Genomic DNA, 12385 nt, shown 5'->3' with positions numbered 1-12385 from the left:
CGGACATAAGGAAGTCAACAAACAACGAGGTGTCGGCGAGTCAAACTAAAAAACGCTCAAGCATGATCTTGAGCGTTTAGGAGTGTAACTTATTTTATTTTTCGTACATTCTCTTGTCGGAGTAGCTTGAATAGTGTGAAGACCATCAATAAAAGGATGATGGTGAAGGGTAAGGCGGAAATTAAGGAAGCGGTTTGCAGTCCTTCAAGGCCGCTCGCAATCAATAAGACCGCCGCGATTCCTCCTAACAAAACACCCCAGGCGATTCGGACCGGAAGGGGAGGGTTCAAACTTCCGTTCGTCGTCATACTGCTAATGATATATGTGGCAGAGTCTGCCGACGTGATTAAAAAAGTCAAAATTAGCAGGATGGATAACACCGACAGGATGAGGCTGAACGGGAGCTCGGCAAACGTCACAAACAATGCGCTCGTCACATCCGCATCGACGGCTTGCGCGATTGAAGTACCTTCAAACAAATCTAGATGTAAAGCGGTACCCCCAAACACGGCAATCCAAAGGAGCGCGATGAAAGGCGGAACGATTAGGACACCGACCACGAATTCGCGAATCGTCCGTCCCCGAGAAACACGTGCCACGAACGCCCCGACAAATGGTGACCAAGCGATGGCCCATGCCCAGTAAAAGATGGTCCAATCTCGGACCCACGTTCCTTGCTGATACGGTTGCAGACGAAGGCTATAGCGAATGAAGTTTTGTAAGTAATCACCTAGACCGAGCGTAAGTGTCTCTAGAATGAAGATGGTCGGACCGGCAAAAAAGACGAAGACCATCAACACAAGCGCTGTACCTAAGTTAATGTTACTCAGCCATTTGATGCCACGATCGAGTCCGGTCGTCGTCGAGGTTAAAAAGAGGGCGGTCAAGACGACGATGATTGCGACTTGCATCCAAGCGGTATTTGGGAGTCCGAACACACTGTTCAGTCCACCATTGATTTGAAGAACACCTAAACCAAGTGATGTTGCGACTCCCATGACGGTAGCGATGACCGCTAAAATATCGATGGTCTGATTTAAAGGTTGTTTATACGGACGCTCTTTAATAAGGGGAGAGAGGCTGGTGGAGATGAGTCCATCTGCATTTCGTCGGAACTGGAAATAGGCGATGATCAGTCCGACAATCGCAAAGACAGACCATTGACTGACACCCCAATGGAAGAACGAATAGGCCATCGCGAGGCGGGCGCCTTCAACAGTCAATGCCTCTGTATCCGCGTACGGCGGCGTGAAAAAGTGACTCATCGGTTCGGCAACACCCCAAAAGACGAGACCAACTCCAAATCCGGCAGAAAATAGCATGCCAATCCAGGTGAAGAAAGGATATTGAGGGCGGTCGTCATCTTTACCGAGACGGATTTTTCCGTATTTACTAAAGGCCAAAAAGATTAAAAAGAGCACAAACAAGAAAACAGCAAGTAAGTAGAACCAACCGAACGAGCGAGTCGTAAAGTTGAAAATAGATCCTGCAATCGAGGAAAATACGGTTGGCGCAATGGCTCCGAATAAAACGAGTAAGGCGATTAAACTTGCTGAAATATAAAACACCCGGTTCAAACGTGGTTTTTGTGTAGAATCCTTCATGTTGTCTCCTTTCGGTATAATTATTATTTAGGACTAGTAATCGATTCCCTATTCTCTACATTGCAAACAGGATATATAATCCATCGTGTTTTGAATACTTGATTCGGGAAAAGAAATAAAGAGGAGGGGATATGATGAAATTGATTGCGATTGACTTAGATGGAACGTTGCTATCGCGTACGGGTGTGATAACAAATACAAACCGGGACACGATTCGTCGTCGACAAGAGGACGGTGACATCGTAGCGATTTGTTCAGGGCGCTCGATTCATGATATCGAAGAGTTATTGAAGCGTAGTGATCTCGTCTGTCCAATTCTGTCTGGAAACGGAGCAATCGGCTTTTATGAGGACAAGCGAATTTATTATCACGCCATGGACCAATTCGTCGTTAACGGACTGTGGGAGATTGCCAAGGAGCATGACGCGTACGTCGAATTTTATACGAATGCGGGTGTGAAAGTCCTTCAGTCAGGCAGTGACTTGTTAAAACGAGAACTTGATGATGTATTACCTCACGATCAATCGTTCACGCGCGAATGGGCGGAGCGTGAGATTGAAATCCAAAATGAGCAATTCGGTCTGACGTATATGGATTCGATGGAAGACATCGACTTTGCGCAAGATGAAGTGTATAAGGTGTTTGTCTATTCGTTCGATCGCCAAAAGTTACATCGCTTGCGTAAAATCTATGAGCCACGGGATGATATTTTGATTACGACAGCAGGATGGACGAAGATTGAGATTGGTCATCCTCATGCGAGTAAGGGTGAGGCGCTAAAACAATTAGCTGATCATTATCAGGTTTCGATGCGTGATGTCGTCGCTATCGGAGATAATTTGAACGATGTATCGATGTTTGAAGTAGCCGAAACAAGAATTGCGATGGGAAATGCGGTTGACCCGTTAAAAGATTTGAGTACGCATATCACAAAGGACGTGGAAGAAAATGGGGTCGCCTACGCGCTGACACATTATGTATAAAATGATTATGGAGAAATCGTGAACGAGGATTGAAGGATGCTAAAAACGGATATTGTATACATGTAACCATTCACTTTCTGAAATGAGTCGGGGAACAGGGGGCATATTTGTCACCTGTAGCTGATGGCAGAAAGAGGGTGGGAAAGTCCATGTAAACGTGAATCGTGTATTCCAAACGATGATGCGTCGGCCTCTGTTTGCTATCGAAGCAAACATACCAGACATACTGTTTGTATAAGGAATCCCACATGATCCGCGTCATAGGTGGACAACATAGGTACCAAGTCCTGTTGTGCCCATTCAATCAAAGCGTCTACGAGTCACTTGTTCGATTTCTTTCTTTAGGATGTGAAAACAACTGGTGAACCAATGGACAATGCATCGATTCGAATGATGCGTCACGCTGACTTGGACATCTCTAGTCGAACCAAATCATAGATGGGACGGTCAATCGAGTAGAAACTTGGTTGGATGAAAGTCCGGGGACTAGAGAATCGAGAAAAGCGCCGAGTATGGGCGCTTTTCTTGTGGTATTCTATTGAGTGAATGCAGGGATGGAGGGATCTCATGCCAAAGTTATATTGGTTCGGGACGTTCTTTAGTGGCATGATTCTTTTGACCACGGGAACGATGGAAGGTCTTTACCGTCTGTTACCGATTGGATTGATGGCTATCGCGGTCATCGGCTATTTCATACAGACTCGATTCGAGCAAAAGAAGCGGCGCCCTTAATCGGGTGCCGCTTCTTTTTAAAAGGATTCGAGTAAACGTGTCATCACGTCATCGATCTCTTGCTGCAACGCATCGACTTGACGTTGGAGTGCCATTAACTCATCGAGATCATCCAATTCATTCATCTGTTGAAGCAATGCTTGATTTTCTGCTTCTAATTGTGTCAAATGGGCTTCCTCATCCACCGTAGACGAAGCGGTTTTTGTCTGCTTTATCGATTTCGATGGTTTTGCGTGCTCCGTTTTAGGTTGCTCGCTTGAGTCGTGTTCGCGTTTTTCGAGGGCATAGGCGACGCTGCCTTCAAAACGTGTCATCGTCCCGTCAAGCCAATACGTCACCGGAAATAATTTATTCAGAAAGTAGCGATCGTGTGATACGGTGACGACCGTTCCAGGAAAACGTTCTAACGCCTCTTCAAGTGCTTCTCTCGATTCGATATCCAAATGGTTCGTCGGTTCATCTAAGACGAGGACATTGATTTCTTCATGGACGAGGATGGCGAGCATGAGTCGCATCTTCTCCCCGCCGCTCAAGTTCGACACGGGTTTAAACACACTCGCCCCGTAAAATAAGAATTGGGCGAGAAGGTGACGTGCTTTTCCTTCATCGACTGCAATGCGGTCCCGGAACGCCTCCATTAATCGATGGGATTCATCGAACGTGATGTGTTGTGATAGATAACCGATTTTCGCTTGGTCGGCTCGACGGACGGTACCGATTTGCGGTGCGACTTGACCGAGCAACAGCTTTAAAAGAGAAGACTTTCCGCTTCCGTTCGGTCCGACGATGGCGACGCGCTCCCCGTGGCCTGTGTAAAAATTCACACCTTCGAAAAGCGGTCGGTCGTAACGGAGTGTCGCATCCGTCACCTCAAAGACGTCGCGTCCGGTTCGTCCGTTCGTCGTGAAATGGATGTTCGGTTGATCGGCTTCGAGTTGTGGTTTCTTGATTCGTTCAATTCGTTCGAGTGCCTTTTCCATCGATTTGGCGCGACGATAAAACTTTTCATTCGGTGGATTGCCTTCGTTGGCCCATTGCCGTAACTGCCGAATCGTTTCTTTCATCTTTTTAATCTTCTTTTGCTGCTCGGTATAGGCATGGAACTGGTCGAGCAGCTGTTTTTCTTTTTGTGCGACAAAATCGGTATAGTTTCCGGGATAACTCGTCAATTCACCGTCTTCACACTCGACGATGCGCGTGGCAATCGCATCCAAGAAAACCCGATCATGGGAAACGATGAGGAGCGCTGAGGCGTAATCCTGTAAATAGGACTCGAGCCACGTCATCGCCTCTAAATCCAAATGGTTCGTCGGTTCATCTAAGATGAGCAACTCTGGTTCTTGTAGGAGAGCTAAGGCGAGTCCGATTTTTGTTCGTTCACCACCGCTAAGCGTATCGAACGGTTGATCCACAAATGAGGTCAATTTTAGTCCATCAATCATTGCGCTGATTTTTGACTCGTAGACATATCCACCCGCATGCTCGAATTGTGCTTGGATGGCACCGTATGATTCGAGAAGACGTTCGAGCTGTTCCGACGTTGCCATCTCTTGCTCGAGACGAGCCATCTTTTCGCTTAAGCGAATCACTTCCTCAAAAGCAGTGTACAGGACGTCACGGCCACTGCGTTCGGGATAGTCAGGAAGCTGGACCAAATAGCCGATGGAGAGTCGTTGCCGACGGTAAATCGTCCCGGCGTCATGTTCTTCAGAGCCTACAATGATGCGTAACAGTGTCGTTTTGCCGCTTCCGTTTCGACCGATGAGTCCGACTCGTTCGTTTTCATTCATAAATAAATTCGTATCTGTGAGAACGGCGTGCCCACCGTATTGTTTTTGAATGTGTTGAAGATCGATTAACATAATAGGTTCCTCCTAAGGTTAGGGCCTATCAAAAAAACCGAGCGCAAAGAAGCGCTCGATTTAGAGAGAGAGGCGCTTTGTCGTATATTCAGCAATGTCTAAAAAAGGACAGACGGGTCCCTTGATTAAGCGACATCGTGAAAAATCGCACGCAAAATGTACAAATGTTCAGTTGTCCAATACGTACGGCCGACAAATTTCACCTTTCTCCCTCCTTTCCATTCAATCTATACCTTGATTGTAAGCGTTTTTCATATGGCTGACAATGTAAGTGAAGGAAATTGAAGCGATGACGTCTCATATAGTCGTCATTGAGGAGGCGAGGAAATGAGGAAAGAATGGCTAGGAGCACTCAGTTTGACCCTTGCGGTGATTATATGGGGCGGGATTCGGTTCGACGGACGGATTGGAAATGGAACGGACTCGTCGATGTCATTGGATACGTTGCTTCGATTTCATTTCAATTTATCGGAACGAAGCTATCGAATGCACATACCGGGTCGTTTGTAACCGCAGCGACTCCTGATTTCGTGGTCTTATTTGCCCGAATCCTGTTGAAGGAACGACTGACTCCTGTCAAAAATGGAGCGCTCGGATTGGCAACGGTAGGTGTTCTCATTGTCGTCGGTTGGGAAGGGAAAGGGACATTTTCGTACTCGTTCTAGCCGCTGTGACGTGGTCGACGCTTACGGAACGACGGCAACAACTGAAGATTTCAGAACGTCATCTGTAACGATAAAGCGGTCGCCCTCATTTTAGAGAGTGACCGCTTTTGATTAAAATCCATGATGGTCGAGCTTGTCTTGTTCGCGCTTCATTTCGAGTTCGAGACGCTGGATGGCGAGTTTTTCTTCTTCAATCTTCAGGCGACGTTCTTCGACACGTGCTTCTTTCGTTTTAATGATCGTATTGGCACCGACCGACGAAACGACAATCACCATGACCATAATATAAAAAAAGAAATCCATGTGTAATCCTCCTTTTTATGTGAATAAGTTCGTGACAAGACGTTGCGTCTCAAGAGCGACACGACCGTCTGTTAAAATCTCTGTATCATCGATAAGTGCAGAAACGAAATGATCAATCGCGCCTTGAAAACCTCGCTGGGTGAGCATTGACTCCCATGAACCAAACGTTTCGATTTCATGCCGTCCTCCCTTGAAGCGGTGCAGTGTGACCATCTCATCAACGGACAATCGTTCTCCATCGCGAATGATGGAGACATGCTCGTGATTCGCACCTGCAGAGCGATGCATGGACGTCGTATGCATCCCGTGCTCATCTTGCCAGACGTGGCGCGCGAAATGGAGCTCAAGCTTGTCGTTTACTTCGATTTGACCCGAGACGAGTCGTAATTCGTTGCCGGCAAGGAAACGTAACGTATCTACGACGTGTAAATAATCGTCAAGCAAGGTGAAGGTCACATCTTGAGGTCCGATTCCACTCTCCCGATGTTTCACTACATCAATCATGTGGGGCTGACATTCCTGTTGTAGGCGTATATACATCGGGGCAAAGCGTCGATTGAACCCGACCATCAACTTGCGCTCGAGACGTTCGGCTTGTTCGACGAGACGTTCCCCCTCTTCTAAGGTTGACGCGAGCGGTTTATCGACGTATACATCAACGCCGTGATTTAGTAAAAACGACACGACTTCATAATGGGTTTCAGTCGAACTATGTACGAATGCCGCATCGATGGACGAGGCGAGGTCACTCAACGTCTCGAACGGAGCCATCCGAAATGTTTGGCAAATTCTTTCCCGCTTGGATGTGTTTGGAGAAAAGGCTCCAACTAGGTCAATCAGTGGATGGTTCGCAAGGATCGGTAAATACGCTTTTTGAGCGATGTTTCCGAGTCCGACAATGCCGACTTTAGGTTTTCGCATCACGATCACTCCTTTGGTACATCATAACAAAAACCGGACAACTCATGTGTCCGGTTGATGAATTATAGGCTGGCGATTAAGACGATTTCACCTTGCGGGGTCTCGTTGCCACGGTTCGGTTCTTTCGTGACGGCGACGGTGTCCCAATCGACGTCGACTTCGCTTGAGTCGAGCGTATAGATGACGGTTCCATTGCCCTTGTCGTCTGTGACGAAAGCGCCTGTTGGAATCGGGGCATTATCTTTTAACAGCCATACCTGATATACCTCATTGTCGTCGAGTGAGGATAAGCCGTTCGTTTGGACAATCAATTGAGTTGTACCATCTTGCTCTGCAAGATAAGCAGTCCCTTCGGATTCACCCTCAAGTGGAATCGTTTCGGTCAATGCGATGCCAGGTGAATCGGGTTGATTGGTGAGCAGATATCCGTTTCCGATCAAAGAGAGAAGCAGTGCCGCTGCCAAAGCGACTATTCCCCAAACAGGCGCTTTTTTCCGTTCACGTCTCTGTTTAAAAGGTGTCACAGGTGGAACAGCAGCAGGTGACACGGTTGATGTTATAGGCTCATTGTCTTCTTCGAATACACGATCGAGGACGCGCGCTTTCATACCTCGCGGTGGTTCAATCGGAGTAGACAAGAACGCGACGCCACCGACAAGTGCTTCGAGTTGTTCGAGCTCTTCTTGACAGTCTTTACAAGATGCAAGGTGTTGTTCAAATTTTGCTCGTTCATCTTCCGATAGATGTTGGTTGAAATAGTCAATCAATTGGTCGCATGCGTTCATTGTTCTACCTCCTTTCCGATGAATTCATGGGATAACTGTTTCCTCAGTTGCTTCAGCGCCAGTCGAACCCTTCCTTTCACTGTACCAAGCGGGATGCCGCACGCATCAGCGATTTTTTGCTGACTTAGCCCTTGGAAGTACATGAGCCGAACGACTTGCTGCTGTTCGGCCGGTAATGTCGCCATGGCCGTCTCGATTTGGGCACGTTCTTCTTGCCACTCTGCTTCTTTCTCAACGGATGGTGACTCAGAAGGGATGGCCTCAGCATATGATTCATCGAGCTGTAAATCGGGTTTACGCTTACGAATCAAATCAATTGCCACGTGACGACTCATCGTGAAGAGCCAAGAACGAAACTTTCCTTTTGATTCATCGTAGACTCCGCCGCCACGCCAAAGTTTGATAAACACTTCCTGCATGGCTTCTTCGGCCAAATCACGGTCCTTTGTCAGCTGTAAGACAAAAGCGTATAAAATTCGTTCATATCGATCGTACAATATTTCGAGCGCTTCTTTGTCCTTTTGCCTGACACGCTCATATAATTCTAAGTCAGTCATAACATACTCCTTTGCGCAGAAGGGATGTCCCTTGTATTGATCTAACGTATAAAACGAAAAAATAGATGCCTATTTTATGTGACTATTTATTGAACATGTAGATGACTGGGTCGGAAGTTTTTTATAAATGAACAAACGTAATTTCTCTGAGATGATATAGGTGATGATACTCAACAAGATCGCTGTCATCAGCATCAATCCGATGGCAACTGGGGTAGAGGTTATGGTTGTCCAAAAAAAATAAGATCGAATACCAAAGAGAAAAGCAAAGACGATAATCAATCCTGTAATCATGCTACTCACTTGGCAATATAATTGTAAAATGCGTTGAATCATAAGATACCTCCTCTGTTTCATTGTACTATACAGGAAAGAGGAAACGATAAGGAGACGATAGAATGAAACGATTTACGAATGAAGGACATATTCTCGTTTGCTTTGATTTTGACGAGACCTATTTCCCGCACGCGTGTTCATCTGCTCAATTGACATCTGTTCGTCAGCTCGAAGACTTTTTGGAACGGCATTCGACCCAACTGTCGACGATGTGGGTAACGGGAAGTTCTCTCGAATCGATACAGGAAAAAACGAAGCAGGCGAACCTTCGTTTTTGGCCACATCGCATCGCCTCGAGTCTCGGGACGGAATTGTATCGAATTGATGCGGACGGAACGTTTTCAATAGAACAGGCATATCAAAACTCATTCCCGAATGATTTTGCTTCTCGCGTCGAGCGCATCGTGTCAAAAATTGTACAGATGCGAATTGAATTAGAAGAGCAACCGGGTAATGGGACGAGTCCTTGGATTCGTAGTTATTACGTCCGTGACCAAATCGGGTCCTGGAGAGAGTCGCTTCGTATGCTAGCCGATGAAGAGGGAATTGCCGTCAATATCAGTCAATGCAATCCGAATGCAGGTGACCCGGCGGATGCGTTTGATATTGATTTTTATCCGATATATGCCGGGAAAGAATCGAGTATTGAATATGTATGCACAACTTCTTCCTTCGTACGAGAAGATGCTTATGCTTTCGGTGACAGTGGAAATGACCTTGGCATGTTAGCACATGTAGGGAATGGATATTTGTTGAAAAATGCAACAGCACAAGCAAAACAAGCTTATTCTAAAGTGACAAAAAAAACTTATGCTGATGGCATTTTAGAAGTGTTAGAATCCAATGTTTCATCTTTCATTTGATGAAATGATTTGTTCTAAGGAACGAGTGAGAGTTGAACGAATCGCTTCCGCACGTGTATTGAAATCGAGGCGTTGTTGCCAGATGCGGCAAAATAACTCAGTCAAAGTTTCTTTCGCCGTTGCCGGATGGTTGCTAAGATGAAGCGCGTAGCGATAGAGTAGGTTTTCATAGCGTGAATACAAATGTTCTAAGGCTTGTCGATTTTTTAGACGAATTTGATCGACTAGGCGTTCATCAAGTGTAGGAAGCATATGCAATTCCTTTCATATAGAATGAGTGTCTCAACTGTAAACGATAAAAGGACTTTACTTTGATAAAGTACCCTTTCTCTTCTTTCACTAATTTGAGGTCATTCAAACAAAAGAACAGGGAAAATGGCAGTTGAATATGCAATGACTTAAAACGTGTGATAACAATGCGGACAAGTCTGCGCATCACCTGGAGCACGTTTAAATGACGTTTTACATTTTGGGCAAGTGACCCTCTCGCTCTGTTGATTGAATAAACTGCCACGATTGAATAGGATGTTGCGAAGATTCGGTAGTGCGAGTGCGGCAAAAATCATTGCACCGAATAAAAAGACCGCTAAAATCAGTAATAATACATAGCTCATTGTCTTTGTTCCTCTCTTGTTCCATTTCTTTTATCATAATAGAAACTTGCTCGAACGAACAGCTTGTGAATATAAAAAGGAAGAGCCTAGCACTTGAATGAAGTGTCTAGGTTTTTTTCGTGAAGTGATTGTTTTTCATTGAAAAAGGGAAGTAATATATTTGTCATCTCAATTGCCGTTTAAATCTAGTACCATGACGATAAGGTTAATCAACCTAGCGACACCCATGAGAAAGGACGTACACAGCATGAGAACGAAACGTTTATCCGCCATTTTAATAAATGAGATGGATGACATTTTTGATCCATGGGTGACCGGAGTCGAAACGGATTCCAGAAAGGTCAGTTCAGGGAACGTCTTTATTTGCATTCGCGGCTACACGGTTGACGGACACAAGTTTGCAGAAGACGCCGTGGTCAATGGTGCGAGTGCGGTCATCTCAGAATATCCACTCGATCTCGACGTACCGAATGTGGTTGTTGCTGATACGAAGCAGACGGCAGGAGCGGTTGCGAGTGCTTTTTATGACCACCCCTCTCATCGAATGCGCATATATGGTGTGACGGGAACGAATGGAAAAACAACAACAGCGACGTTGACATATGATTTATTGCGTCTCTCAGGACAACGTGCCGGAATCGTTAGTACGATAGGTGCGCACTTTCATCATCAGACGATTGAAACGGCCAATACGACCCCAGAAGCTGTCGTCTTGCATCGCATTTTAGCGGATATGGTTGATGCGGACGTCACGGATTGTGTACTCGAAGTATCATCGCATGCATTGATGGAAGGTCGCGTGGCTGGGATTCATTTTCATGCGGCCGCGTTTACGAATTTGACGCATGATCATTTAGATTATCATCGGTCGATGGATGAGTATGCCCGAGCGAAAGCGCGATTGTTTGAACAGGTAGAAGTGACGAACGGTGAGGCAATCGTGTTAAACGCAGAAGACTCGGCTAGTCATGTCATGGCTGAGTTTGCGCCGACACGTCAAGCCATTATGTATAGTACAAAAGAGGAGATAGATGCCGACATTCAAGTCATTTGGCGTGAAGAGACGGTACTCGTCAGTATGAAGGATTTCAAACTCGAAGTGCCCGTTCGATTCATGGGGGCGTTCAATGCAGCGAACTTAGCAGCGGCCATTGGACTCGTTTCGACTTCTGATATGGCGCTGCGGACCATTGTTTCAAATGTTCCAGGACTTACCTTGCCAAAAGGGCGTTTGGAACGTTTAGCTACAGAGGATGCTGAGATTTATATTGACTATGCCCATACACCAGACGGTCTAGAGAAATGTTTGTCTACATTGCAACAAGACAACCGTGATCTCGTCGTCGTCTTAAGTGCAGCAGGAGATCGGGACCCGACGAAGCGCCAAGATATGGGACGCATCGCAAGTCAGTATTCAAACGAAGTGATTGTCACCGTGCATGATGTTCGTATGGAAAATCCAAAACACATCATTCGCGATTTAGTCAAAGGGATTCAGCCGAATGCGAACTATGTGACGTTTGAAGCGAGGAAAGATGCACTTCGTCACGCAGTGATGCAAGCGTTAGAAGGGAAGCGCGTCGTTGTCGTCGGTAAAGGGCATGATCACATCGAACGAATCGGCCGCCAGTCGATTCCTTTCAACGAATCAGATATTTTATTAGAAGAATTGAAAAAGCGAAAAGGGCAGGAACCTGCCGTTTAACAAAACGATGACAAACGTCATCGTTTTTTAATGTGTGAAGAACGGTAAGGAAGGCAATCACTAGTAATGTAGTAGAATTGAAGGAGGAGAATAGACATGTCAGTTTTGTACAAAGAATTTACAAACGATGAAGAAGTCGTTACCGCCATTCAATCGATGAAATCAAATGGGGTGGATGAATCCAACATCTACGTCATTACACATGACGATGACCGAAGCAAACGCGTTGCGGACAATGCTGATGCGAACACCGTCTCGGCAAGTGACGTCGGTTTGGGGACAGCCGCCAAAAACGTGTTCCGTAAAAAAGGGGACGAACTTCGTGCACAGTTTCAAGAACTTGGCTTTTCGAAAGAAGAGTCAGAACGACTAGAAGAGAAATTAGACAAAGGGAAAGTGCTCGTCGTCGTGAAAGATGCACCGGCCGGATTTACCATCTGATTCCACTACCATTG

Annotated in this window: 14 protein-coding genes; 6 read left to right on the top strand and 8 right to left on the bottom strand. The window is 46.0% G+C overall.

Annotated features, from left to right (window positions below; genetic code table 11):
* Window positions 1-89: 89 nt before the first annotated feature.
* Window positions 90-1604, bottom strand: a complete 1515-nt coding sequence (locus KNO95_RS09450; RefSeq protein WP_214878840.1) for a BCCT family transporter — start codon at window positions 1602-1604, stop codon at window positions 90-92.
* 134 nt (window positions 1605-1738) lie between these two features.
* Here KNO95_RS09450 and KNO95_RS09445 point away from each other — a divergent pair, with 134 nt between their 5' ends.
* Window positions 1739-2587 carry a Cof-type HAD-IIB family hydrolase gene (locus KNO95_RS09445; protein ID WP_214878837.1) on the top strand — a complete coding sequence of 283 codons (849 nt, stop codon included), beginning with the start codon at window positions 1739-1741 and terminating at the stop codon, window positions 2585-2587.
* 567 nt (window positions 2588-3154) lie between these two features.
* The gene (locus KNO95_RS09440) at window positions 3155-3319 is read left to right on the top strand and encodes a hypothetical protein (protein ID WP_026824932.1); all 165 of its coding nucleotides are present in this window, start codon (window positions 3155-3157) and stop codon (window positions 3317-3319) included.
* Between the two features lie 17 nt (window positions 3320-3336).
* Here the strand turns inward: KNO95_RS09440 and abc-f are convergent, their stop codons facing one another.
* A complete protein-coding gene (gene abc-f, locus KNO95_RS09435) occupies window positions 3337-5181 on the bottom strand; it encodes a ribosomal protection-like ABC-F family protein (RefSeq protein WP_214703073.1) in 1845 nt (614 codons plus the stop codon).
* Window positions 5182-5519: 338 nt separating this feature from the next.
* Here abc-f and KNO95_RS09430 point away from each other — a divergent pair, with 338 nt between their 5' ends.
* Complete coding sequence (locus KNO95_RS09430; protein ID WP_251125113.1) at window positions 5520-5846, top strand: DMT family transporter; 327 nt, start codon at window positions 5520-5522, stop codon at window positions 5844-5846.
* 111 nt (window positions 5847-5957) lie between these two features.
* Here KNO95_RS09430 and KNO95_RS09425 read toward each other — a convergent pair whose 3' ends face one another.
* The 4 genes from KNO95_RS09425 to KNO95_RS09410 form a co-directional block, all read right to left on the bottom strand.
* Window positions 5958-6149: a hypothetical protein gene (locus KNO95_RS09425; protein ID WP_214703074.1), complete on the bottom strand. Its 192-nt coding sequence runs from the start codon at window positions 6147-6149 to the stop codon at window positions 5958-5960.
* 15 nt (window positions 6150-6164) lie between these two features.
* Window positions 6165-7070 carry a Gfo/Idh/MocA family protein gene (locus KNO95_RS09420; protein ID WP_214878836.1) on the bottom strand — a complete coding sequence of 302 codons (906 nt, stop codon included), beginning with the start codon at window positions 7068-7070 and terminating at the stop codon, window positions 6165-6167.
* 62 nt (window positions 7071-7132) lie between these two features.
* Window positions 7133-7855 (bottom strand): anti-sigma factor, encoded by a 723-nt coding sequence (locus KNO95_RS09415; protein WP_214703076.1) that lies wholly within the window; start codon window positions 7853-7855, stop codon window positions 7133-7135.
* Complete coding sequence (locus tag KNO95_RS09410; RefSeq protein ID WP_214703077.1) at window positions 7852-8412, bottom strand: RNA polymerase sigma factor; 561 nt, start codon at window positions 8410-8412, stop codon at window positions 7852-7854. The genes KNO95_RS09415 and KNO95_RS09410 overlap by 4 nt, the downstream gene beginning before the upstream one ends.
* Window positions 8413-8810: 398 nt before the next feature.
* Between KNO95_RS09410 and KNO95_RS09405 the strand changes: the two genes are divergently transcribed.
* Window positions 8811-9611: an HAD family hydrolase gene (locus KNO95_RS09405; RefSeq protein ID WP_214878834.1), complete on the top strand. Its 801-nt coding sequence runs from the start codon at window positions 8811-8813 to the stop codon at window positions 9609-9611.
* Here the strand turns inward: KNO95_RS09405 and KNO95_RS09400 are convergent.
* Window positions 9597-9863, bottom strand: coding sequence for an RNA polymerase sigma factor (locus tag KNO95_RS09400; RefSeq protein ID WP_214878832.1), 267 nt, complete (start codon window positions 9861-9863; stop codon window positions 9597-9599). The genes KNO95_RS09405 and KNO95_RS09400 overlap by 15 nt on opposite strands.
* 146 nt (window positions 9864-10009) lie before the next feature.
* The gene (locus KNO95_RS09395) at window positions 10010-10225 is read right to left on the bottom strand and encodes a zinc ribbon domain-containing protein (RefSeq protein WP_084483559.1); all 216 of its coding nucleotides are present in this window, start codon (window positions 10223-10225) and stop codon (window positions 10010-10012) included.
* Between the two features lie 247 nt (window positions 10226-10472).
* Between KNO95_RS09395 and KNO95_RS09390 the strand changes: the two genes are divergently transcribed.
* Together KNO95_RS09390 and KNO95_RS09385 are read left to right on the top strand one after the other, a co-directional pair.
* A complete protein-coding gene (locus KNO95_RS09390; RefSeq protein ID WP_214703080.1) occupies window positions 10473-11930 on the top strand; it encodes a UDP-N-acetylmuramoyl-L-alanyl-D-glutamate--2,6-diaminopimelate ligase in 1458 nt (485 codons plus the stop codon).
* 96 nt (window positions 11931-12026) lie between these two features.
* A complete protein-coding gene (locus tag KNO95_RS09385; RefSeq protein ID WP_214700369.1) occupies window positions 12027-12371 on the top strand; it encodes a YflT domain-containing protein in 345 nt (114 codons plus the stop codon).
* Window positions 12372-12385: the final 14 nt, after the last annotated feature.

The organism is Exiguobacterium sp. ERU653 (assembly GCF_018617775.1).
Lineage (GTDB): Bacteria > Bacillota > Bacilli > Exiguobacteriales > Exiguobacteriaceae > Exiguobacterium > Exiguobacterium marinum.
Note: the sequence above shows the minus strand (reverse complement) of the source record. Positions and strands in the feature narration are given on the sequence as shown.